Here is a 25,405-nt window from a genome sequence, read left to right on the forward strand (position 1 = left end):
ATTTTATAAAATTTAGTTTTTTAAGAAAATCGCCTAAATTATTTTTTTGATAAAATTTTGCTAAACTTTAATTTAAGGTTAAGATTTTCTCTGTAAATAGCTTTTTTTTTCATTAATTTGCTACATAAACAGCTAAAAAATATGAAAAAACAATTCTCAAAAGCCTTATTAACCATGGCTTTGTTTGTAGGGATTTCTTCTGTTTCGGCACAACAAACGCCAGCTACAACAGCAGTTACCCCTGTTAATAATTACAATTATCACGATGCTTTTGCACCACATTTTTACACTAAAAATGGTACGCCAACACGTTCTGCCAGCGGTCAGCCGGGAGTTGAATATTGGCAAAACAGAGCCGATTATCAAATAACGGCAAGATTAAATGCTACATCAAATGAAATTAGTGGTACAGATGAAATCACGTATACTAATAATAGTCCTGATAAATTATCATTTGTCTGGTTGAATTTAGATCAAAATTTATTCAAAGAAGACTCAAGAGGAAATGCTGTTGTGCCTTTAACAGGAAGCCGTAACGGAGCGCAGGGTCAGGTTTTTGAGGGAGGAAATAAAATTAAATCGGTGAAGGTAATTTCTGGAAAGAAAAAAACAGAAACTGATGTAAAATATGTAGTTACAGATACAAGAATGCAAATTTTTCTTCCGGAAGAATTAGCTTCAAAAGGAGGGTCTATAAAAATTAAAATCGAATTTTCATTCATTGCACCTTTTGAAGGATCAGACAGAATGGGAGTTTTAGAAACTAAAAACGGAAAAATCTTCACAATTGCACAATGGTACCCGCGTATGTGTGTGTATGATGACGTAAGAGGCTGGAATACGGCACCTTATTTAGGAGCTTCTGAGTTTTATTTAGAGTACGGTGATTTTGATGTAAAAATTACAACTCCTGCCAATCATTATGTTGTAGGTTCTGGTGAATTATTAAATGGATCAGAAGTATTTTCTGCTGAACAATTTAAGCGTTATGGAGAAGCAAAACAAAGTGATAAAACAGTTGTAATTCGTTCTGCAGATGAAGTTGCTGCAACAGCAACAGCAAATGCAACTGCTGAAAAAACATGGCATTATCAAATTAAAAATGCACGTGATTTTTCATGGGCATCGTCTCCGGCCTTTATCTTAGACGGAGCAAAAATAAACCTGCCAAGCGGTAAAAAAGCATTGGCTTTATCGGCTTATCCGGTAGAAAGTTCAGGAAATGATGCATGGGGACGTTCTACAGAATATACAAAAGCGTCTATAGAGAATTACTCAAAAAGATGGTTCGAATATCCTTATCCTGCAGCTACAAACGTAGCAGGAAATGAAGGCGGAATGGAATATCCAGGAATTGTTTTTTGCGGATGGAAATCTAAAGGAGATGATTTATGGGGAGTTACAGATCACGAATTTGGACACATTTGGTTCCCGATGATCGTAGGTTCAAACGAGCGTTATTTTGCCTGGATGGATGAAGGTTTTAATACTTTTATCAACTCTGTAAGTTCTTACGATTTTAATAATGGAGAATACAAACAGCCAGCTTCAAACTTACATGAAGATGCAGAATATTATACAAGTCCAAAATTAGAAACGATTATGAGCTCTCCTGATAATATGAAGGAAGCGAATATTGGTGTTTTATGTTACGCAAAACCAAGCGCAGGATTGGTAATTTTAAGAGAACAGGTTTTAGGAGAAGAGCGTTTTGATAAAGCATTACGTACTTACGTAGAGCGTTGGGCTTACAAACATCCAACTCCGGATGATTTCTTCAGAACAATTGAAAATGTTGCCGGAGAAGATTTAAGCTGGTTCTGGAGAAGCTGGTTCGTAAACAACTGGAGATTCGATCAGGGAATCAACTCTATTAAATATGTAAAAAATGATCCTGCAAAAGGAGTTGTAATTACAGTTGAGAATTTCGACAAAATGCCAATGCCAATTGTTTTGGATGTAAAAACAAAAAGCGGAAAAGTAACCAGAGTTAAATTACCTGTAGAAATCTGGCAGCGTAACAACGATTGGTCTTTCAAACATAATTCTACAGAAGAAATTGAAAGCATCACTTTAGATCCTGATCATGCTTTTCCAGATTATAACGAAAGCAATAACGTTTGGAAAGCGGGAAACGGTAAAATTGAAAAAGATATTATTCTTGATGGTTATTTAGGAAATTATGTTACCACTAAATCGCCTTTGACAATTGAAATGACAGAGAAAAACAGCATTTTAAGCGCAGAACTTCCAAACTATCCAAAATTTAGTTTATCTCCTGTTGCAAATGAAAAAGATACATTCGAATCAAAAAGAGCAGGTTTAAAATTCAAATTTAATGAATCAAAAACAGGTTTTGATATGATTGTTTTAGGTAACGGACAAGTAATTCCGTTTACTAAAAAATAAAATCACAAAATCTTAAAATATTCAAAACCCGATAGTTATTAGTAGCTATCGGGTTTTGTTTTTTAGTTTCAGGTTTGAAGTTTCAAGTTCAATAAAAAACTCAGTCCCGAGGCTTCGGGATAGAATCTTATCAACTCAGAATCTTAGAAAAAACCAACATTCCATTAAAAAAATGTTAGAATTTTATTTTTTTGTTTTGTAAATTAAAAAATAGTGTACTTTTGCACCGATGAATAAAATAAGTTTACATATAACTTCTTTGTCACGGACAAACTCACCTGTAACTTCTCCCGAAGTACGGATACTATCTCTATAGTATTCACAGAGTTTTTCGCCGCGTATTTATTTATATTCATTTTTCATTTTGAAATCACATAATTTGTCCATTGGACAAACATATCCTAAAAGTATATCTTATTTTAATTATTTTCTAAATCAACTTTTTGATTTTGAGAATGTTACTTCTATTTTGTCTAACTTTATTGGATGGGTTTCAAGATTTCAAACTAAACAATACGTTTTAATTTTTAACTCTAACTTCAACTATTGAAATGAAAATCTCTATTGTTGTAACTCAGGAAGAACACTTCAAATTCGCACAGGAAATTTGCGATACGATAGAATCATCTGCCTTATTAAGAGGTACTGGGATTGCTAAAAGAACTCCTGAATACATTCAGAAAAAAATGTCGAACGGTGATGCGATGATTGCTTTAGCAGACGGAAAATTTGCAGGTTTTTGTTATATCGAAAGTTGGGAGCATGGAAAATTCGTGGCACATTCCGGCTTAATTGTACACCCGGACTATAGAAACTTAGGTTTGGCAAAACAAATAAAATCAAAAGTTTTTGATTATTCGCTGCAGAAATATCCGGACGCAAAAATATTCGGAATTACGACTGGTTTGGCGGTAATGAAAATCAATTCAGATTTGGGTTACAAGCCAGTACCTTTCTCAGAATTGACAACAGATCCAAGTTTTTGGGCGGGCTGTAAAACCTGTACAAATTTTCAAATTCTGCAAAGCAAAGAAAACAAAATGTGCTTGTGTACAGGAATGTTGTACGATCCAAAAGACAAACCAAAAGGTCCGCCAAGACATCCTTTTAACGAAGCTGTTTTAAGCAGATTAAAGAAAATAAAACAAGCCTTATTCTTAAATAAACTATTGTCGTTTATTTTTTTAACCTAAGAATAGAACAAAAAAGAAATCTCAAACTTGCTACATACGAAAGTATTAGCCTAAATTATAAAAAATGAAAAAAGTTGTATTAGCTTATAGTGGAGGATTAGATACCTCGTATTGTTTGAAATATTTAAAAAATGAAAAAGGATACGAAGTTCATACCGTACTTGTAGATACAGGAGGATTTAGTGAAGAAGAATTAACAGCGATCGAAAAAAGAGCTTATGAATTAGGAAGTGCGCAACACGCCAACCTAACCATCATAGACAAATATTACGATAAAGCTATAAAATATTTGATTTTTGGAAATGTATTAAAAAACAATACCTATCCATTGTCAGTAAGTGCAGAGCGTGTTTTTCAGGCAATTGAAGCCATTAAATATGCTAAAAAAGTAGGAGCAAGTGCCATCGCACACGGAAGTACAGGTGCAGGAAATGACCAGATTCGTTTTGACTTAATTTTTCAGACAATTGCGCCTGAAATTGAAATCATCACACCAATTAGAGATTTAAAATTGTCAAGACAAGAAGAAGTTGATTATTTGGCTAAAAACGGCGTTCACTATTCTTGGGAAAAAGCACAATATTCGATCAATAAAGGACTTTGGGGAACCAGCGTAGGAGGAAAAGAAACTCTAACTTCGAGCCAGCCTTTGCCAAGTGAAGCTTATCCTTCGCAATTGCAAAAAGAAGGGGAAGAAAAAGTGACTTTACACTTTGAACAAGGAGAATTAGTTGCTTTAAATGGTAAAAAAGATGTCCCTGAAAATAATATTGTAAAGCTTGAAAAACTGGCAAATGCTTATGCAATTGGCAGAGATATTCATGTAGGTGATACTATTATCGGAATTAAAGGAAGAGTTGGTTTTGAGGCTGCTGCGCCTTTAATTATCATCAAAGCGCACCATTTATTAGAGAAACACACGCTTGGTAAATGGCAGCAATACTGGAAAGAACAACTAGGAAACTGGTACGGAATGTTATTTCACGAAGGTCAGTTTTTAGATCCTGTAATGCGTAACATCGAAACCTTTTTGCAAGACACACAAAAAACAGTGAACGGAACTGTAACGGTTTCATTAAAACCATATCATTTTTCGCTTGACGGAATCGAATCTAAAAATGATTTGATGAACACAGGCTTCGGACAATACGGAGAAATGAATAACGCCTGGACATCTGACGATGCAAAAGGATTTATTAAGATTTTAGGAAATGCACAAAACATATTTTCATCTGTAAACCATTTAACTCATGATTAATATCGGAATAATTGGTGGTTCGGGCTACACGGCCGGAGAACTTATCAGAATATTAATGTATCATCCCAATGTAAACATCGATTTTGTTTACAGTACAACAAATTCGGGTAAACCACTTTCTGTGGCGCACCACGATTTGATGGGAGATATTGAAATGAATTTTACTGATCAGATAAATCCGGATGTAAATGTTGTTTTCTTATGTCTTGGGCACGGAAAATCGATTTCATTTTTGCAGGAAAATCAATTTGCAAGTCATACAAAAATCATCGATTTAGGAAATGATTTCAGATTGAACAAAGACGCTCATTTTGAAGGAAAAGATTTTATTTACGGTTTACCCGAATTGAATAAAGCAGAAATCAAAAAAGCGAATTATATTGCAAATCCGGGTTGTTTTGCGACAGCTATTCAGTTGGCTTTGTTGCCTTTGGCGAAAGCTAATTTACTGAATAACGACGTTCATATTAATGCCACAACGGGAAGCACGGGCGCCGGAGTTGGGCTTTCAGAAACGTCACATTTCAGCTGGAGAAACAATAATATGTCGCATTATAAAGCTTTTGAGCACCAGCATTTAGGAGAAATCTCAGAAAGTTTAGTGCAATTACAGGATGATTTTGAAAGCGAGTTGCTTTTTATTCCAAACAGAGGGGATTTTCCAAGAGGAATTTTTGCAACATTATATACAACATCCGACGAAAGTCTGGAACAAACCGTTGCCAAATACGAAGATTTCTATAAAAATGAACCGTTTGTAACCGTTACAACGACAAATATCAATATGAAACAAGTCGTTCAAACCAACAAATGTATCATCAGTTTAATGAAAAAAGGAAACCGGATTTTGATCACCTCAATCATTGACAACTTAACCAAAGGTGCTTCAGGACAAGCCATTCAAAATATGAATTTAATGTTCGGATTAGAAGAAACCACCGGTTTACATTTGAAACCAAGCGGATTTTAGGAAAAATTTGTTTCAGGTTTAAAGTTTCAAGTTTCACGTTCTGTACGTAACTTGAAATATAAATACTGAAATTTAAATCAGTTTCAAGTTTAAAGTTTCACGTTCTAAAAATAACTTGAAACATGAAACCTGAAACAAAACAAACAAAAATAGACATGAATTTATTCAACGTATACCCACTTTACGATATAACACCTGTAAAAGCAGTAGATTGCACAATTACAGACAATAACGGAGTAGAATATTTAGACTTATATAGCGGACACGGCGTGATTTCGATTGGCCACACGCAACCGGATTATGTAGCCAAATTAAAAAATCAACTGGATCATTTAGGATTTTATTCGAATGCAATTCAGAATCCTTTGCAGGTTGAGTTGGCTCAAAAATTAGGAAAACTTTCAGGATTAGAAGATTACGAATTGTTTTTATGCAGTTCTGGAGCAGAAGCCAACGAAAATGCATTAAAATTAGCTTCTTTCCATAATGGGAAATCAAGAGTTGTAGCTTTTGATAATTCTTTCCACGGAAGAACTTCTGCAGCTGTTGCTGTTACAGATAATAAAAAAATCGTGGCGCCAATAAACGCACAACAAGTCGTTACTTTTTTACCATTAAACCAAATCGAATTAGTTGAAGCAGAACTTGCAAAAGGAGATGTTACAGCTGTAATTATAGAAGGAATTCAAGGAGTTGGAGGTTTAGACCAAGGAACAACAGATTTTTTTCAGGCTTTAGAAAAAGCGTGTAAAAAACACGATGTTGTTTTAATTTTAGATGAAGTACAATCAGGATACGGAAGAAGCGGGAAATTTTTTGCTTTTCAACATCACGGAATCAACGCTGATATTATTTCTGTTGCAAAAGGAATGGGGAACGGATTTCCGGTTGGAGCGATTTTAATTTCGCCAAAATTTGAAGCAAGTTTCGGATTATTAGGAACTACTTTCGGCGGAAGCCATTTATCTTGTGCAGCAGGAATTGCGGTTTTGGATGTAATGGAAAAACTGAAATTACAAGATAATGTAAACGAAGTTTCGGCTTATTTCTCAGAACAAATCAAACAAGTTCCGGGAATCAAACAAGTAAAAGGAAAAGGTTTAATGCTTGGTGTTGAGTTCGATTTTGATGTTTCTGCTTTAAGAAAAAAACTAATTATCGAGAAACATATTTTTACGGGAAGTGCAAATAACAAAAATCTGTTAAGAATTTTGCCACCGTTAACAGTTAAAAAATCAGATATAGATACTTTTATTGTAGCTTTAAAAGAGAGTTTAGAAGAGCTTCAAAATTAAGATTTATGAAAGTAAGGTTATTTATCAGTACTTTAATTCTTTGGATAGTAAATATATTAGTTTACTATTTATTTAATTATCCAGAGCGTTTTACTTTGACTGATATTCTAACCCAACATGTTGAATGGAAGGAGCTTTTATTCATTTATAGCGCATTATTTTTAGCAGCTATTTTTTTCAGTCTGATCTTTTATAAGAAAATAAGTTTTTCGCGAAAATTAATTCGTTCAATGATTCTTATCAATGTTTTGTGTATCATTTTGATGTCATCAAATGGACTATATCGGTTTTATATTAGTAAGGAAGAATTAGAAAGTTCGATAAGATTTTATAAGAATGAGGCAAGAAATGATATTAAAAAAGGAAAAATTAAACAATTTTCCATAGGCCTATTATTGCCACCAAGAGATAAAATTGAATATATAAAATTTCAAAAAAAAGATTCTATAAGAAAGAAGTATGGTCTTGTTATTTCAAGTAATTGCATAATTTCTGAAAGCCTGGAGATTTCGAAAGAAGAATATAAAAAAATTACTGAGCCATATCTCGAAAAAAGAAATGGTAAAAATTGGAGAGAAAGAATGAAACAGGAAATTGATGCTATAAAGTAAACAACCAAAAAACAACCAACTACAAATTATGAACCCATTATCAATCGAAAAACGCAATCTCGTTTTGCACTCTATGGCAAAGCTGGTCGAGCAGGAGCGGAGTCAAATAATTCTAACCAATCAGGAAGATTTATTAGCTTACGATGGTTCAGATTTAGCGATGGAAGAGCGCCTGAAAGTAGATAATAAAAAAGTCGACGAGATGATTTTATCGTTAAACCAATTGGCTTCTCAGGAAGATCCGGTTGGAGTAGAGCGTTTTCATTTTGTTCATGATAATGGAATCAAAGTAGTCAATAAAACCGCAGCATTCGGAACCATATTAATTATTTACGAATCGCGTCCCGATGTTACAATCGAAGCAGGCGGAATTGCTTTTAAATCCGGAAATAAGATTTTATTAAAAGGAGGGAAAGAATCCTTAAAATCAAATTTGAAGATTGTTGATTTATGGCATCAGGCTTTAGAAGAAAACGGAGTTTCTAAAGATTGGGTAGAGTATCTGAATTTTAATCGTGCAGAAACTCAGGCTTTTTTAGAAAAACCGACTCAAAAAGTTGATTTAATTGTTCCAAGAGGCGGAGAAAAATTAATTGAGTTTGTCAAACAACATGCCACTTGTCCGGTAATTGTAAGCGGTCGCGGAAATAATTTTGTTTACGTTCATCAAAATGCAGATACCGATTTGGCTTTAAAAGTAATTTTGAATGCTAAAACGTCTAAAATCTCAGCTTGTAATGCTTTAGATAAAGTTTTAATCGATTCGAGATTACCCAATTTTGAAGGTTTTACAGCTATTTTGATAGAAACTTTAATTGAAAATAAAGTCGAAGTAATCGTTGATCAATCATTAGAAAATTTCGAAAATACCGAAACACTTCAAAACGAAGATATCTGGTATGAAGAATTTCTGGATTATAAAATTGTCATCGGAACAATTGATTCTGAAGAACACGCAATCGAAAAAATCAATAAATATTGTGGCGGACATTCGGCAGCAATAATTACAAAAGAGGAGAATAGTGCAAAACAATTCATGGAATCTATTGACGCAGCTGCAGTTTATCACAACGCATCAACCCGTTTTACAGACGGCGGACAATTTGGTCTTGGCGGAGAATTAGCGATAAGTACAGATAAATTACATCAACGGGGACCAATTGGTTTACAACATCTTGTAACCAATAAATGGTACGTTTACGGAGAAGGACAAATACGGTAGAATTTTAGATTTCTGATTTTAGATTTTAGATTGAGGATTAAAAAGATTAATAATTTCTGATTTTAAAATTTGGAATTTAACTAAAGATAAACCTTGCGCCCTTTGCGGTAAAAATAAAACTTAGTGCCTTTGAGCCTTCGTGGCAAAACCAAAACAAAATGAGCAAAAAACGGATTTTATTAAAAATAGGAAGTAATACTTTAACCAAAGAAACCAATCATATTTCGCGGGGAAAGATTGAAGATATTGGTATGCAAATTGCCGCTTTAAACAAAGATTACGAGTTTGTAATCGTAAGTTCAGGAGCCATTGCAGCGGCCAAACAGTTTGTAAAACTCGAAAGTAAAGGCAAAGAAATTGCATTAAAGCAAGCTTTAGCCTCGATTGGACAGCCCCATTTAATGCGGATTTTTCATGAAAATTTCAGCGATTTAGGCTTGTTGACATCACAATGTTTGCTTTCTTATTCAGATTTCGAAAAAGATCAGTCAAAAGTCAATATTGTCAATACCATTAATGTTTTGGTCGAGAACAATTACATTCCGATTATTAATGAAAATGATACCGTTGCCACAGATGAGATTCGGTTTGGAGATAACGATAAATTAGCAGCCTTAACAGCGGTTCTTTTAAATGTTGATATTCTGATTATTGCAACTAATACAAACGGAATTTATACGAAAGATTCTATTCACGATGAAAACCCTGAAACGATTAAATTAGTAAATGATTTAAAAGTATTAGAAAAAGAAATCGGAGAATCAAAATCATCACACGGAACAGGCGGAATGCAATCCAAAATCGAAGCAGCCGGAATCGCAAAAGCCGCCAGCATAGAAACCTGGATCGTAAACGGATTGAATGATAATTTTATTTTAAAGGCGTTGAAGGATGAAATTTCGTTTACTAAGATTGTGTAATATAAAATTTAAAAGTAAAAATAATCGCCACGAATTCACGAATTTTATTTTCGAAATTATTAAATAAAAATTCGTGAATTCGTGGCAGAAAAAACATGATTTGCTAAGCTGAAGTCATATAAAATTTAAATAATTATGAATTATATTTCAATAAAAGATATCGACTCATTATCAAAATGGGTAAAAAGTGCGATTAAAATCAAAAAGAATCCGCTTAAAAATCAAAAATTAGGAAAGAATAAAACCTTAGGAATGTTATTCTTCAACCCAAGTTTAAGAACGCGTTTGAGCACTCAAAAAGCGGCTTTAAATTTAGGAATGAACGTAATGGTAATGAATTTTACCAACGAAGGCTGGACATTAGAATTTGAAGACGGAGCTGTAATGAATTCCGGTGCTTCAGAACATATCAAAGAAGCCGCAGAAGTAGTTTCACAATACTGTGATATTATCGCCATTCGTGCTTTTGCTGGTTTAGTTGATAAAGAAAAAGATTATGCTGAAACTGTTATTTCAGGATTCTTGAAACACGCAACAGTGCCAATTGTAAACATGGAAAGTGCCGTTCGTCACCCGATGCAATCTTTGGCAGATGCGATTACGATGGAAGAATACAAAACGAAACACAAACCAAAAGTAGTACTTTCGTGGGCGCCGCATCCAAAAGCTTTGCCACAGGCAGTTGCAAATTCATTTGTAGAAATGATGCAAATGCAAAAAGACATGGATTTTGTAATCACACATCCTGAAGGTTACGAATTGAGCCCGGAAATTACAAAAGACTGCAAAATAGAATACGATCAAAACAAAGCTTTCGAAAATGCTGATTTTGTTTACGTAAAAAACTGGAGTAACTTCAACGATTACGGGAAAGTAACCAACACAGACTCAAACTGGACCGTTACTGCCGAAAAAATGGCTTTAACCAATAACGGAAAATTCATGCATTGCCTTCCGGTTCGTCGTAACGTAATTGTAAGCGACGAAGTTATTGATAGCGAGAATTCAATCGTAATTCAGCAAGCGAATAACAGAACGTATTCGGCACAATTAGTTTTACAAAAGATTTTGAAGAAGTTATAAATAAAGTTGCAAAGGCACAAAGTTGCAAAGGTTCAGAGGTTTTTACAAACTGAATCTAAACTTTGTTCCTTTGTTCCTCTGAACCTTTGAACCTCATGAATAAAGTTAAAGTAATAAAAATTGGCGGAAACATTATCGATAATCCAACCGAATTAGAGCAATTCTTAACAGATTTTTCTAAAATCGGAGGCTATAAAGTTTTAGTTCACGGTGGTGGAAAATCGGCTACAAAAATGGCACAAAGTATTGGTTTAGTACCTCAAATGATTGAAGGTCGCCGTATTACCGATGCTGCAATGCTTGATGTTGTCGTGATGATCTATGCCGGACAAATCAATAAAGATATTGTCGCACAGTTGCAGGCAAAAAACAGCAATGCAATAGGATTTTCGGGAGCTGACGGAAATTTAATTCAGTCAATAAAAAGAAATCACCCAACAATTGACTACGGTTTTGTAGGCGATGTAAAAAAAGTAAATACAGCTTTGTTGAAAACGTTGCTTGAAGCTGGAATAGTTCCTGTTTTCTGCGCCATTACGCACGATAAAAACGGACAATTATTAAACACAAATGCAGATACAATTGCAAGTGAATTATCAATTGCATTGTCTGAAGTTTTTGATGTTACATTAACATACTGTTTTGAAAAACAAGGCGTTTTGCAAGATTCAGAAGACGATTCATCTGTGATTACAGCAATAAACGAAGAATTATACAATAAACTAAAAACAGAAAAAGTAATCCATTCCGGAATGATTCCAAAGTTGGATAATTGCTTTAATAGTTTGTCAAGAGGCGTTCAAAAAATCAAAATAGGACATCACAAAATGCTCCAAAATCCAGATGTTTTGCATACGACGATTACATTATAAAAGATATAGCCCCGAATTGCACAAATTTTTACGACTTAAAATTTAAAAAAATTAGCGAAAATTTGTGTAATTCGTGGCAAAAAAAGATAGCTGCGGAAGTTGTTTTAAATATTAATTTTAGAAATTTGCGCAAATTAAAAATGTCACAGATTTAATTAAAAACATTGTGACTTCGTCCCGATAGCTATCGGGATCGTGGCAGAGAACCTACACCTATGAAAAATATAGCAACGCTTACCAAAGAGGCAATTAACTTATTGAAAAATCTAATTGAAACCCCTTCATTTTCAAGTGAAGAAGATCAAACAGCACTTTTAATAGAAAATTGGTTCAATCAAAACGAGATTCCTTTTAAAAGAGAAAACAATAATGTGTGGGCTTTCAATAAATATTTCGACGAGAATAAACCAACACTTTTACTGAATTCACATCACGATACCGTAAAACCAAACCAAGCCTACACAAACGATCCGTTTAAAGCCATTGAAAAAGACGGTAAATTATTCGGATTAGGAAGTAATGATGCCGGAGGATGTCTGGTTTCGTTATTGGCAACGTTTGTACATTTTTACGAAAATCAAAACTTATCACATAATATCGTAATTGTGGCTTCCGCCGAAGAAGAAAGCAGCGGTAAAAACGGTTTAAACAGCGTTTTAAAACATTTACCCGAGTTAGATTGCGCCATTGTTGGTGAGCCAACTTTAATGCAACTAGCTGTAGCTGAGAAAGGTTTGTTAGTTCTTGACGTAAAAGTAAAAGGAACTGCAAGTCACGCCGCGCATCAAAACGATGATAATTCATTATACAAATCAATTCCCGTAATGGAATGGTTTAAAAACTATAAATTCGATAAAATCTCCGATGTTTTAGGTCCTGTAAAAATGACCGTAACACAAATCAGCGCTGGAAAACAGCATAATGTTGTACCATCAGAATGTGATTTGGTTGTCGATATTCGCGTAACAGATCGTTATTCAAATACCGAAATTTTAGAAGTGGTAAAAGCCAATGTAAATGCCGAAGTGACACCAAGATCTATGCATTTAAATGCATCGTCTATTCCGGTTGCACATGGTTTGGTACAAGCCGGAATTGCTTTAGGAAGAACCACTTATGGCTCACCAACACTTTCAGATCAATCGGTTTTAAGTTGCCAGTCTTTAAAATTAGGACCAGGAGAAACCCTGCGGTCACACTCAGCAGATGAATTTATTTTCATTAACGAAATTGAAGAAGGAGTCGATTTGTACGTTAAAATACTAACAGATTTCTTTAAATTATAAGAAAAGAAAAACCGCCACGAATTCACGAATTATTTTTGATAATCTTTGAAGATATAAATTCGTGAATTCGTGGCGAAAAAAAAAAATCTATGAAACTTTGGGAAAAAGGAATACCAACAGATAAACAAATCGAACATTTCACAGTAGGAAATGATCGAGAACTTGATTTGGTGTTGGCAAAATACGATGCTTTAGGTTCAATTGCACACGCTAAAATGCTTGGGCAAATTGGATTATTAACTCAGGAAGAAACAACTTCTTTGGTTGATGCCCTAAACGATATCATCGCTGATATTGTAGTTGGAAATTTTGAAATCGAAGATAGTTTTGAAGATGTACATTCTAAAATAGAATATTTATTAACGGTAAAACTTGGCGATGCAGGAAAAAAAATCCACACCGCGCGTTCTCGTAACGATCAGGTTTTAGTTGATGTTCATTTGTATTTAAAAGACGAATTAAAAGCTTTAAAAGAACAAGTAAAAACACTTTTTGACTTGTTAATGGAATCGGCAGAAAAACACCAAAATGTTTTATTGCCAGGTTATACGCATTTGCAAATCGCAATGCCATCTTCATTCGGAATGTGGTTTTCTGCTTATGCAGAAAGCTTAATCGATGATGTAACGATGTTGAATGCGGCTTCAAAAATTGTAGATCAGAATCCGTTAGGTTCTGCGGCGGGTTACGGAAGTTCGTTTCCAATCAACAGAACTTTTACAACTCAGGAATTAGGTTTCGAAACGTTGAAATTCAACGCCGTTGCCGCACAAATGAGCCGCGGAAAAGCAGAGAAAACTGTTGCTTTTGCAATGGCAAGTGTAGCTGGGACTTTATCAAAATTTGCAATGGATGTTTGTTTATATATGAGCCAAAACTTCGATTTTATTGGTTTGCCGGCACATCTTACAACAGGTTCAAGCATTATGCCTCACAAGAAAAACCCTGATGTTTTTGAATTAATCAGAGGAAAATGCAACAAAATTCAGGCGCTTCCATACGAAATCACTTTAATAACCAATAATTTACCAAGCGGTTATCACAGAGATTTACAACTTTTGAAAGAAGGCTTGTTTCCGGCACTTCAAAATTTAAAAGCATGTTTGGATATTGCTATTTTCTCGGTAAAAGATATTACAGTAAAAGACAATATCTTAAAAGATAAAAAATATGATTATCTTTTTACGGTTGATACTCTGAACGAGATGGTTGTGGCCGGAATGCCATTTAGAGACGCGTACAAAGCCGTTGCAGAACAATTGGAAGCAGGAACATATCAATCTCCAAAAGAAACAAAACATACGCACGAAGGCAGTATTAATAATTTATGTCTGGATGCGATTAAAGATAAAATGAAAGCTGCTTTTTAAAAGTATTTCATTCATTAAAAAGGCCGATTTGTATTTACAAATCGGCCTTTTTTATATAGTTAGAGTCTTAATCAATTTTTTAATAAATTAAAAGTTATAATTTGAGATGTATGTTTAAATCGTATTTGATGTAGTAAAATATTTGCAATATTTTTCAAATTCAAGAATACTATTACAATGAAAAAATATATCTATAAAGATTATAAAAAAAAGGAAATGTTTAAAGTATTCATCTTATTATAGTTAGTGTTTAGCCGATTAATATTAAATAATTAAGGTGTTTTTTTTGTTAAAAAAATATTAAAATTTTTGAATTTTCAGATTATATTCGCATCAAATTTAAAAATTTATGAAAATGAACATTACAAAAAAATTTGCAGTAGTATTATTTATTTGCGCATCAATCTTCACTGGTTGTTCTAGTGATGATGACAAAAATGAAACTGAAGTTGTCGATACAGCAACTTTAAAAACTTTTAAAGATGTAACTTTTTCTTTAGATTATTCTGAAGGATTTGATGCAGGACGTTTCTTCTCAACAGAAACTGGTAAATCTTACAAAAAGAGCCAAATTGACGCTGCTACTTTGCCAAAGGTTGATATAGCTTTTTACGGAGGTAGTTCTTCTTTGAATTTTTTCGTTAGCCCTAATGATTCAGAAGATGGTCTTGGTAGTACGGCAACAAATACTGATTTCATTAATTATGTTACAAATCAGTATACTATTGACCAATTCAATAAATTGGAAAAAGGAGAAGATTTAAATAGTTTAACTATTACTGATGATGGTGAAGCATTTCCAGATAGTAAATTGCCACTAGTAGTTTTGTTTAAAAATGCTGCTGGTAAAAAAGGAGTTATCTACGTTAAATCTGTAACTAGAGTGGGTTCTAATCCTAGAATTGTTGCAGATATTAAAATCCAAAAGTAATTAAGAATCATATCTAAATTATAATATTTAAATGCGCCAGTAGTTTCTGGCGCATTTTTTTTGAATAAATCAGTTCTCAATTTTAAATAGAAAAATTCAGGCGAAATACATACATTTGAATAATTAGTTATCTTAAATTTATACTATGATAAAATTTGAAGAGCAGGCAACACAAAAACTTTTAGATAAAAATCTAATTACTGAAAATCAATATCAGGAAATTACAACTTACCGCGGTCTGAATATTTTTTCGCTTAATGCCGAATTAAAATTTTTTCTCTATTTATCTGTATTACTTTTTACTTCGGGAATTGGAGTCTTAATCTATAAAAACATTGACAGTATTGGGCATATCGCTATTCTTTCGATTCTCTTTGTACTTATTTGCGTTTGCTTTTATTATTGTTTTAAAAATTCAAAAGGATTTCAAAAAGCAGAAACAGTTTTCGAAAATCCTGTTTTAGAATATTTGGTTTTAGCGGGCAATATTTTGACTTGTATTTTTATAGGATATCTACAGTTTCAATATGAGGCGTTTGGTACGCATTATGGTCTGGCAACTTTGATCCCCACGATAGTCAGTTTTTCATGTGCTTATTATTTTGATAACAAAAGTGTTTTAGCCATTGCAATAACTGGTTTGGCAGCTTATATCGGGCTTTCGGTAACACCTCAGGATTTATTAAAAAACATTAATTTTTATGAAGATCAAACTTTAAGTTATTCAGCAATAATGTTAGGCGTCTTATTGGTTTTATGGACAGTTTATAGTTCAAGAATCCAGTTAAAAACACATTTCAATATTATTTATCTAACTTTTGCTTTGCATATTATAAGCATTGCAGCAATTAGTAGTTTGATCAGTTATTTTGAGGACATAGTCTGGTTGTTTTTTGTGATTGCTTTAGCCGGATCTTCTTATTATTTCTATAAAATTAGTCATGAATATAAGGCAATTTCGTTATATGTCTTTATGATTATTTACGCTTACATTGGGGTGAATATATTTATTTTCAGAGTTCTCGAATTTATGGATTTTCGAGATTTATGGATATTTATTATTATGGCACTTCCAATATATTTTATAGGTTCTATAATATTGTTTATTAAACTAATTAAAAATTTCAATAAAGAAATTGCAGCATGATAGTATACGATAAAAATTTATTAGATAATTTGAGTTTTGTCGAAGAGGCAAAGTCTTTACAATCGGCTGGTTTTATTAGTAAAGAACAAAAAGATTTAATCAAAAAAGAATTACCGGCTTTTAAAAGGCAAAGTAATATTTTGGTGCGATTAGGATTCTTTCTTTTAGGAGCATTTTTATACATTTCAATTTGCGGTGTAATTTCATTAGTGGGTTTAAGCGGCGAGAGGATTTTTTTTGAAATTTGCTGCTATATTTTTGCTGTAGTGGGTTTTGCGGGCGCAGAGTTTCTGGCAAATCAAAATTATTACGAACATGGTTTAGATGATGCTTTTATTTTAGGAGCGCTCTTAAATGTAGGATTTGCTATTGGCATTACGACCGAAGGCCATGAAATAGTAATTGCTTTTTTTGTTGCAATCGCTTCATTTATGATGTATAAAAGATATTTGCATTTAATGTCAATGCTTATTTTCTGTATTTCAGTTTCGGCACTTTTATTTTACGGAATGTTTGAGTTTGGTGCCATCGGAAAAGCCATACTACCATTTGTTGCTATGTTATTTGCAATAGGTTTTTATTTTTTCACTAAAAAAACAATCAATAAACTAACCGAAAGTTATCATTATAAAGGTCTTTTGTGGGCAAATACTTTCTGTTTGATTCTCTTTTATCTTTCTTGTAATTATTTGGTAGTAAGAGAACTTTCAGCAGAACTTTTAGGAAATGAAGTTCTTCCCGGACAGGATATTCCGTTTTCTTATTTCTTCTATGCTTTTACGTTTATTGTGCCGGCTGTTTATTTGGTACAAGCTTTAAGGGTCAAAGACAGAATTATGCTTTGGATTAGTTTTTTAGCCATCGCTTTTTCAATTTACACAATACGATTTTATTATTCTGTTTTGCCAATAGAAGTAGCGCTAACACTAGGCGGAATGGTTTTATTTACGATAGCTTATTTTTCAATAAGAAAATTAAAAAATAATGAAGTTGGAGTGACTTTTAAACCGGACAGAATTAATAACTCAAATGCTTTATTGAATGCCGAAGCTTTAATTGTAGCTTCGACTTTCGGTTTAAAACCAGAAGCAAAAATAACAGAATCTCCAATGGAATTTGGAGGAGGAGGTTTTAGCGGAGGAGGCTCAGACGGAAGTTTTTAATTGTTTTACCATTAAGTTTTTTTAAAACTATTAAGATATTAAGGTTCATTAAGTGTGAGCTTAATTTTTCTTAATATCTTAATGGTAAAAAATTTAAGTTTACTGTTAAACTTTGCTTTTCAATGCTTCAGCATCAATGTCGCTGTGTGAAACATCATAAACCGCTTTTCCGTTTTTGATTAAAATCAATTGAGGAGATTCGTGATATACATTAAATTTTTGCGCAATTTCATTCGAAATATCACGGTGTGCAATTAAATCAAGAAAGTAAGCATCGACTGTATCATTTAATTCAAATTCACGCTCAAATTGTTTTAAAGCCATTCGGCTAATGCTGCATCTTGTGCTATGTTTGAAAATGACAACCGGCTTTTCATTAGAAATAGCTTCAATTTCCTGTAACTGTAATACATCAGTCAATTCAGTCCAGTTTACATTGCTTTTAGGAGAATCTGTATTCTCTGAATTTCCGAAGATTGAATTTAAAAAACTCATATTTGACTTGTTTTATGACTTTTTGACGTTAATAATTAGCTGAAAAGCTGTGTTAAACGCCATTTTGTCTGTAATTTTAGTATGGAATGTATTTTGAAATATAGAAGCAAAGTTAGCCTATTTAAAGTTAAAACTTAATGCAATAAATTCTAATTTTAATTTAATCGAATATCAAAAATAAAAAATCAATCATAAATCGTAAAAAATATGAACATAAATAAATTTACAACTAAATCGCAGGAAGCCATTCAGCTTTCACAGCAACTCGCACAACGCAACGGGCAGCAACAAATAGAAAACGAACACATTTTTAAGGCTATTTTTGAAGTAGATGAAAATGTAGCACCTTTTATTTTGAAAAAGCTCAATGTAAATGTGCCTTTGTTTTTGCAAATTTTAGATTCAACAATTCAGAGTTTTCCAAAAGTTTCAGGAGGCGATATTATGCTTTCCAGAGACGCCAATAAAGCTTTGAATGAAGCTGAAATTATCGCGCAAAAAATGAACGATGAATACGTTTCGATCGAACATTTAATTCTGGCAATTTTCGATTCGAAAAGTAAAGTAGCCCAAATTTTAAAAGATCAGGGCGTAACCGGAAAAGCCTTAAAAGCTACAATAGAAGAACTTAGAAAAGGCGAAAGAGTAACTTCGGCATCTGCAGAAGAAACTTATAATGCCTTAAATAAATACGCTAAAAACTTAAACGAATTAGCAAAAACAGGAAAACTGGATCCCGTTATTGGGCGTGACGAAGAAATTCGTCGTGTATTGCAAATTCTTACCCGTAGAACAAAAAACAACCCAATGTTGGTGGGAGAACCCGGAGTTGGTAAAACGGCAATTGCAGAAGGTTTGGCGCACAGAATTGTTGATGGCGACGTGCCTGAAAACTTAAAAAACAAAATTGTTTTCTCACTAGATATGGGAGCGCTTATTGCAGGTGCAAAATACAAAGGAGAATTTGAAGAACGTTTGAAATCAGTTGTAAAAGAAGTTACCGCTGCCGAGGGAGATATTGTTTTATTTATTGATGAGATTCACACGCTTGTAGGCGCGGGTGGAGGTGAAGGCGCAATGGACGCGGCAAACATACTGAAACCAGCTTTGGCTCGTGGTGAATTAAGAGCGATTGGAGCTACGACTTTAGATGAATATCAAAAATATTTTGAAAAAGATAAAGCCTTAGAGCGTCGTTTTCAAAAGGTTTTGGTAGATGAACCGGATACGGAAAGTGCGATTTCAATTTTACGTGGAATCAAGGAAAAATACGAAACGCATCATAAAGTTCAGATTAAAGATGAGGCAATTATTGCGGCCGTAGAACTTTCGCAGCGTTATATTACCAATCGTTTTTTACCGGATAAAGCAATCGATTTGATGGATGAAGCCGCTTCTAAATTGCGTATGGAAATCAATTCTAAACCAGAAGAACTGGATGTTTTAGATCGTAAAATCATGCAGTTGGAAATTGAAATTGAAGCCATTAAACGTGAAAAAGAAGAAAGCAAGCTGAAAATCCTTCACATGGATTTGGCTAACTTGAAAGAAGAACGCAACGAAATCTACACGAAATGGAAATCTGAAAAAGATGTTGTAGACGGAATTCAGGCTGTAAAATTAGAAATTGAAGATTTTAAATACGAAGCAGAACGCGCAGAACGTGACGGAGATTACGGAAAAGTAGCCGAAATTCGTTACGGAAAAATAAAAGAAGCGCAGGAACGCCTTGATGTTTTACAAAAACAATTACAGGAATATCAATCTGGTAATTCATTAATTAAAGAAGAAGTTACACGCGAAGATATTGCAGAAGTTGTTGCAAAATGGACAGGAATTCCGGTAATGAAAATGCTTCAGACAGAGAGAGAAAAATTACTTCATCTGGAAGAAGAATTACACAGAAGAGTCGTAGGTCAGGAAGAAGCGATTGAAGCCGTGAGTGACGCCGTTCGCAGAAGCCGTGCCGGATTGCAGGACATGAAAAAACCAGTTGGAACATTCTTATTTTTAGGAACAACCGGAGTTGGTAAAACCGAACTTGCTAAAGCATTGGCAGAATATCTTTTTGATGATGAAAATGCTATGACGCGTATTGATATGAGTGAATACCAGGAACGTCACAGTGTGAGCCGTTTAGTTGGTGCGCCTCCGGGATATGTGGGTTATGATGAAGGTGGACAGTTGACAGAAGCTGTTCGTAGAAAACCATATTCAGTGATTTTATTAGACGAAATAGAAAAAGCACATCCGGATACTTTCAATATCTTATTGCAAGTTTTAGACGAAGGCCGATTGACAGACAACAAAGGTCGTTTGGCCGATTTTAAAAACACGATTATCATCATGACATCTAACATGGGAAGTCAGATTATACAAGAGAAATTTGAAAATCTAAAAGGAAGTGTCGAAGCCGCAACCGAAGCTGCAAAAGTGGAAGTTTTAGGATTATTGAAACAAACTGTTCGCCCGGAATTTATAAACCGTATCGACGAAATCGTAATGTTTACGCCGTTAACAGTTGATAATATTTCAAGAATTGTGAGTTTACAATTGAAGAGCGTTAGTAAAATGCTGGCTTTACAAGGCATTACAATGGATGCAACTCCAGAGGGAATCAAATATCTTTCAGACAAAGGTTATGATCCTGAATTTGGTGCAAGACCGGTAAAACGTGTGATCCAGAGAGAAGTTTTGAATCAATTATCAAAAGAAATTCTAGCAGGAAATATCACAACAGACAGTATTATTTTAATTGACGCTTTTGATGGTAAATTGGTTTTTAGAAATCAAACACAGCCTGTTGAGTAATTTTTTTGTTGAAAGATAATGAAAAACACCAGTCGTAAAGATTGGTGTTTTTTTTTGAATAAAACGAAACCGTGAATCATGAAACTTTTTTCAAAATTCATATAAAATAATTTTCTTTTTGAATTCTGATATTTACTCTAACTTAAAACAACTATTATGAATAATTTATTTAGAGGATTATTGGCAGGTTACGGCGCAAAAAAATTAGGAGGCGGATGCTTCGGAACTATTTTTGTATTTATTATTATTTGGGTGCTTTTAGGGCAATGCAGTCATTAATTTCTAGAAATTAATTAATTTAAAAGTATTAAATTCGCAAAAAATAAAAATAAAATGGCATCAGGTTTTTTCGTACTATTAGATGATATCGCAGCAATTATGGATGATGTTGCAGTAATGAGCAAAATTGCAGCAAAAAAAACTGCCGGTATTTTGGGTGATGATTTAGCCGTAAATGCCGAAAAAGCTTCAGGATTTGCATCATCAAGAGAGCTTCCGGTGTTGTGGGCAATTAGTAAAGGTTCACTTCTTAACAAAATTATCATTTTGCCAATTGCATTTTTATTAAGTGCATTTTTACCCGTTGCAATCATTGTAATCCTTGTACTTGGAGGATTATTTCTGGCATACGAAGGAGCAGAAAAAATATACGAATTTATTTTTCCCCACAAGCACAAAGAATCAGAAGGAATAACAGAAGAAGTTTTAACAGAAGAAGAAATCCTGGTTGTTGAAAAAGGTAAAATAAAGTCAGCAATTGTAACCGATTTTATATTATCTGTCGAAATTGTAATTATCGCTTTAGGAACAGTAATCGATGAGCCTTTGATGCAACAGATCGTGGTAACATCAATAATTGCTGTAATTGCAACAGTTGGAGTTTACGGTATTGTCGCTCTGATTGTAAGAATGGATGAAGCTGGTTATAAACTTATTAAATTTAGTAAAAAAGAAAAAAGTATCTCAAAATTTATAGGTAATATATTGGTAAAAGCGCTTCCATTGGTTATTAAAAGTTTAACCGTAATTGGTACAATTGCATTACTTTTAGTTGCCGGAGGTATCTTCGTTCATTATATTCCATTCTTCCATCATGTAGTGCCTACAATTAAACTGCCTTCTATTTTAAAAGAATTTGTAATCGGTCTGGCGTTAGGATTTGTCGTTTTAGGAATTGTAAATCTTTTTAAAATGATATTTAAAAAGAAAGAAGTGGCAAAATAATTGATGATATAAAACGTTGATTTGTTGTTGATTATTTTTAAAAATTCAATTTTAACAATTTTTTCAAGCAACCAAAACAACTTATTAGTATCTATGTAAAAAATAAGAATAAACAATCACCCTATGAAAAATTTTAAATTACAATCCATTGCACTTATAATGTTATTCGTAACTGTGTTAACTTCATGCAGCAGTGATAATGATACGGCTGAAGATCCAAAAGTTATTTATAAAACAGCTTATGCGACATCTGTTGTAGGTCCTACAACTGGAAAAGTAGGTCAGGAACTTAGTTATGATATAGAGTTTACTTCGGAAAATGGGTGTGGAGAATTTCACCAATTAGTAGAAGTAGAATATAATAAAGTTCTGGTTTATCAGGTAGAAGCTCAGTATCCTATAGCTACTTGCGCAAAAACAACTCCTGAAAGAAGAGTAACAGTATATAAAATTACTCCACAAACTAAAGGAACTTTTTATTTAAGACTTGCCAAATCAGAAACAGAATACATTTCAACAACAGTTGTTATTGAATAATTTATTTTAATAAATTAATATTTTAAAACCGTCTTATAAATTATTTTATAAAACGGTTTTTTTATTTTTTTGAAGCAGAAGAATTTGTTTTCAAAAGAACATCAGTCCCGCTATTCGCTATATCTTTTCCCGGCTAAAGAAGCCAGAAAAAGGATATCGCTGCTATCGGGGCTATAAGAGAGGTTTAGTTTTCATAAGACCGTATTAACTCCCTTTGTCATTCCTCTAAAAATTACTATTTTTGCACTTCTAAAATTTTATGTCATGCCGAAAAGAAAATATAAAATAGCCGTTGTTCAGTTGAATCTTAACGATGTAGCCGAAAATAATCTTAAAAAATGTATCAGCTGGGTAAAAGATGCAGCCAATAAAGGTGCCGAAGTGATCTTATTACCTGAATTATATAGCAGTCATTATTTTTGCCAAAGCGAAGATGTAGACAATTTTGCATTGGCAGAACCACTTTACAGTACTTCATTTATTGCTTTTAGCGAATTGGCAAAAGAATTAGGAGTTGTAATTATTGTTCCTTTCTTCGAAAAAAGAATGGCTGGAATTTATCACAACAGTGCTTATATTATAGATACAGACGGAACAGAAGCTGGTTTATACCGTAAAATGCACATTCCAGACGATCCGCATTTCTATGAAAAATTCTATTTTACTCCGGGAGATTTAGGTTTTCAGGCAATTGAAACCAAAAAAGGAAAAATTGGAACACTAATTTGTTGGGATCAATGGTATCCGGAAGCAGCCCGTATTACAGCTTTAAAAGGAGCAGAAGTTTTATTTTATCCAACAGCAATTGGATGGCATCCAAAAGAAAAAGAGCAATACGGAGAAAATCAATATGGCGCATGGATGAACGTGATGAAAGGTCATGCTGTTGCAAATGGGGTTTTTGTTGCCGCTGCAAACCGAATAGGTCTAGAGCAATATATTGATGGGACTGACGGAATTCAGTTTTGGGGAGCTTCATTTATAGCCGGCCCTCAAGGAGAAATTTTAGCTCAGGCTTCTCACGATAAAGAAGAAATCCTAATTGCAGAAGTTGATTTGGATTTACAGGAAAATGTTCGTCAAAACTGGCCATTTTTCAGAGACAGAAGAATTGATGCTTTTGGAGATATTACAAAAAGAGCAATAGATAAATAATGTTTAAATAAATTAAAAAAGGACAAAATGAAAATTTTGTCCTTTTTCTTTGCAAAGAAAAAGGCGGTTTCAAATAGTTGAAACCGCCTTTTTTTGAAATTAATATAGATTCTGATTTATTATTTCACTTGGAAAGTAACTCTTCTAACGATTTGACGTGCTTCTTTAGAATTTTTATTCACAGAAGTATCTTCACCATTAGCGATTACATTAAGTCTCGAAGCATCGATTCCGGCATTTGTTGCCACTTTTTTCACAGCTTCAGCTCTTTTTCTTGATAATTCGGTATTGTAACTTGAATTTCCAATTTCGTCAGCATATCCAATGATATCTGCAGATTTTCCAGGATTGTTTTTCAAGTATTTCACTAAGAAATCAACACCAGATAAAGACGCATTCGTTGGTTTAGAAGAGTTAAAGTCGAAGTATACATTTACGTATCCACCGTTAATTAATTCTTCTACAGTATTGTTTGTTAGATTATTATCGCCTTTTTTAGCATAAGTTTTGTCTAAATAGCTTTCTAATTCATCAGGAACACCATTTTGGTTGGTATCGATAGATTGTCCTTTTGTATTTACAGCAACACCAGTAATACTATTTGGTTCTAAATCGTATAAATCAGCAACGCCATCTTTATCAGTATCTAAAAGTCCATTTTCGATAAGGCCAACTCTGTCTTCTAATTTATTTAATCTGTCATTTTCTTCCGCATACCAGTCAGCATGTTTTTCATTTTTACCTAAGTAAAAAGTCAAACCAACAGATGCGTTTAATAGTATACCATCTAATGATCCTGTTCTTGCTTGTCCCATTCCGTCAAAGTTCCAGTTTTGTCTTCCATTTACAATTCCGGTTAAATCTCCTGTTAAGGCAACTCTGTTACTTAATTTAATTTGTCCTGTTAATCCCAAAATCCCATGTCCCATGTAATCTTGTCCGCCATACCCGGTTTCAGTGCTAATTTGTGAAACACCAACACCACCATGTGCTAATATGCCTATTGTATTTGTCCAAGTCTCAAAATTTAAAGCTCTACCAAGGTTTATTACACCTTGTAAACTTGTTCTAACATATCTGCTTTCAAAGTTTGGTGTGTCATCACGTTCCTGGAATTGATCATATCCCACGTCTAATTTCATACCAAAAGTTGGACTAAACATATATCTTACGCCTAAATCTGCGTGGAAAGGGTTAAGGGTAGCGGTAGAGTAACCCGGAGTCATAGCTCTCAATGGTTTTCCTACACCGCCATTCAATTCTATAGACCATTTGTTGTATGCAGGTGCGTCAACTGTAGGTTGATTTGATGTTGTTGCCACATTTTGAGCTCCTGCCGCAAATGATAATAATACTAGTGTTACGGAAGCTAATTTCTTTTTCATGATTCGTTTAATTTTAAATTTGTTTTGGTGAGGTATTTTTAAACTCACCACAAACTTAGAATATGAAT

Annotated in this window: 22 protein-coding genes; 20 read left to right on the forward strand and 2 right to left on the reverse strand. The window is 33.6% G+C overall.

Translation table 11 applies throughout. From position 1 onward, the window contains the following. Nucleotides 1-141: 141 nt before the first annotated feature. The 15 genes from RT99_RS08975 to RT99_RS09045 all read left to right on the forward strand — a co-directional run bounded on the left by RT99_RS08975 (nt 142) and on the right by RT99_RS09045 (nt 17,730). Nucleotides 142-2,409: a M1 family metallopeptidase gene (locus RT99_RS08975; protein ID WP_042564380.1), complete on the forward strand. Its 2,268-nt coding sequence runs from the start codon at nt 142-144 to the stop codon at nt 2,407-2,409. 551 nt (nt 2,410-2,960) lie between these two features. After that, on the forward strand, nt 2,961-3,602 hold the full coding sequence (locus RT99_RS08980; protein ID WP_042564381.1) for a GNAT family N-acetyltransferase: 642 nt from the start codon (nt 2,961-2,963) through the stop codon (nt 3,600-3,602). A 64-nt stretch (nt 3,603-3,666) separates the two neighbouring features. Further along, nucleotides 3,667-4,860 carry an argininosuccinate synthase gene (locus RT99_RS08985; RefSeq protein WP_042564382.1) on the forward strand — a complete coding sequence of 398 codons (1,194 nt, stop codon included), beginning with the start codon at nt 3,667-3,669 and terminating at the stop codon, nt 4,858-4,860. After that, entirely contained in the window at nt 4,853-5,830 is a 978-nt protein-coding gene (gene argC / locus RT99_RS08990; RefSeq protein WP_042564383.1) for an N-acetyl-gamma-glutamyl-phosphate reductase, read from the forward strand. The genes RT99_RS08985 and argC overlap by 8 nt, the downstream gene beginning before the upstream one ends. A 155-nt stretch (nt 5,831-5,985) precedes the next feature. Continuing rightward, nucleotides 5,986-7,125 (forward strand): aspartate aminotransferase family protein, encoded by a 1,140-nt coding sequence (locus tag RT99_RS08995; protein WP_042564596.1) that lies wholly within the window; start codon nt 5,986-5,988, stop codon nt 7,123-7,125. A 5-nt stretch (nt 7,126-7,130) separates the two neighbouring features. Further along, a complete protein-coding gene (locus tag RT99_RS09000) occupies nt 7,131-7,736 on the forward strand; it encodes a hypothetical protein (protein ID WP_042564384.1) in 606 nt (201 codons plus the stop codon). A 28-nt stretch (nt 7,737-7,764) separates the two neighbouring features. Next, complete coding sequence (locus RT99_RS09005; RefSeq protein ID WP_042564385.1) at nt 7,765-8,958, forward strand: glutamate-5-semialdehyde dehydrogenase; 1,194 nt, start codon at nt 7,765-7,767, stop codon at nt 8,956-8,958. Nucleotides 8,959-9,116: 158 nt separating this feature from the next. After that, nucleotides 9,117-9,878, forward strand: coding sequence for a glutamate 5-kinase (gene proB, locus RT99_RS09010; RefSeq protein ID WP_042564386.1), 762 nt, complete (start codon nt 9,117-9,119; stop codon nt 9,876-9,878). A 135-nt stretch (nt 9,879-10,013) separates the two neighbouring features. Then, nucleotides 10,014-10,961, forward strand: a complete 948-nt coding sequence (locus tag RT99_RS09015; RefSeq protein ID WP_042564387.1) for an N-acetylornithine carbamoyltransferase — start codon at nt 10,014-10,016, stop codon at nt 10,959-10,961. Nucleotides 10,962-11,056: 95 nt separating this feature from the next. Next, a complete protein-coding gene (argB, locus tag RT99_RS09020; RefSeq protein ID WP_042564388.1) occupies nt 11,057-11,833 on the forward strand; it encodes an acetylglutamate kinase in 777 nt (258 codons plus the stop codon). A 215-nt stretch (nt 11,834-12,048) separates the two neighbouring features. After that, nucleotides 12,049-13,119 carry a M20 family metallo-hydrolase gene (locus RT99_RS09025; RefSeq protein ID WP_042564389.1) on the forward strand — a complete coding sequence of 357 codons (1,071 nt, stop codon included), beginning with the start codon at nt 12,049-12,051 and terminating at the stop codon, nt 13,117-13,119. 89 nt (nt 13,120-13,208) lie between these two features. Next, entirely contained in the window at nt 13,209-14,489 is a 1,281-nt protein-coding gene (gene argH / locus RT99_RS09030) for an argininosuccinate lyase (protein WP_042564390.1), read from the forward strand. A gap of 355 nt (nt 14,490-14,844) precedes the next feature. Beyond that, complete coding sequence (locus RT99_RS09035) at nt 14,845-15,420, forward strand: hypothetical protein (RefSeq protein ID WP_131494908.1); 576 nt, start codon at nt 14,845-14,847, stop codon at nt 15,418-15,420. Between the two features lie 145 nt (nt 15,421-15,565). Continuing rightward, entirely contained in the window at nt 15,566-16,567 is a 1,002-nt protein-coding gene (locus tag RT99_RS09040) for a DUF2157 domain-containing protein (protein ID WP_042564392.1), read from the forward strand. Then, nucleotides 16,564-17,730, forward strand: a complete 1,167-nt coding sequence (locus RT99_RS09045; protein ID WP_042564393.1) for a hypothetical protein — start codon at nt 16,564-16,566, stop codon at nt 17,728-17,730. Before RT99_RS09040 ends, RT99_RS09045 begins: the two co-directional genes overlap by 4 nt. 105 nt (nt 17,731-17,835) lie before the next feature. Here RT99_RS09045 and ytxJ read toward each other — a convergent pair whose 3' ends face one another. Next, complete coding sequence (ytxJ, locus tag RT99_RS09050) at nt 17,836-18,225, reverse strand: bacillithiol system redox-active protein YtxJ (protein WP_042564394.1); 390 nt, start codon at nt 18,223-18,225, stop codon at nt 17,836-17,838. 207 nt (nt 18,226-18,432) lie between these two features. Here ytxJ and clpB point away from each other — a divergent pair, with 207 nt between their 5' ends. From clpB to RT99_RS09075, 5 genes are all read left to right on the forward strand, one after another. Beyond that, entirely contained in the window at nt 18,433-21,036 is a 2,604-nt protein-coding gene (clpB, locus tag RT99_RS09055) for an ATP-dependent chaperone ClpB (RefSeq protein WP_042564395.1), read from the forward strand. Between the two features lie 156 nt (nt 21,037-21,192). Continuing rightward, nucleotides 21,193-21,315 (forward strand): hypothetical protein, encoded by a 123-nt coding sequence (locus tag RT99_RS25800; RefSeq protein WP_042564396.1) that lies wholly within the window; start codon nt 21,193-21,195, stop codon nt 21,313-21,315. Nucleotides 21,316-21,369: 54 nt separating this feature from the next. Next, the gene (locus RT99_RS09065) at nt 21,370-22,260 is read left to right on the forward strand and encodes a DUF808 domain-containing protein (RefSeq protein ID WP_042564397.1); all 891 of its coding nucleotides are present in this window, start codon (nt 21,370-21,372) and stop codon (nt 22,258-22,260) included. A 123-nt stretch (nt 22,261-22,383) separates the two neighbouring features. Continuing rightward, the gene (locus tag RT99_RS09070) at nt 22,384-22,797 is read left to right on the forward strand and encodes a hypothetical protein (protein WP_042564398.1); all 414 of its coding nucleotides are present in this window, start codon (nt 22,384-22,386) and stop codon (nt 22,795-22,797) included. A gap of 264 nt (nt 22,798-23,061) precedes the next feature. Further along, the gene (locus RT99_RS09075; protein WP_042564399.1) at nt 23,062-23,952 is read left to right on the forward strand and encodes a carbon-nitrogen hydrolase; all 891 of its coding nucleotides are present in this window, start codon (nt 23,062-23,064) and stop codon (nt 23,950-23,952) included. A 119-nt stretch (nt 23,953-24,071) separates the two neighbouring features. Here RT99_RS09075 and RT99_RS09080 read toward each other — a convergent pair whose 3' ends face one another. Then, the gene (locus RT99_RS09080; protein ID WP_042564400.1) at nt 24,072-25,337 is read right to left on the reverse strand and encodes an OmpA family protein; all 1,266 of its coding nucleotides are present in this window, start codon (nt 25,335-25,337) and stop codon (nt 24,072-24,074) included. Nucleotides 25,338-25,405: the final 68 nt, after the last annotated feature.

It is taken from the genome of Flavobacterium sp. MEB061 (genome assembly GCF_000834715.1).
GTDB classification, from domain to species: domain Bacteria; phylum Bacteroidota; class Bacteroidia; order Flavobacteriales; family Flavobacteriaceae; genus Flavobacterium; species Flavobacterium pectinovorum.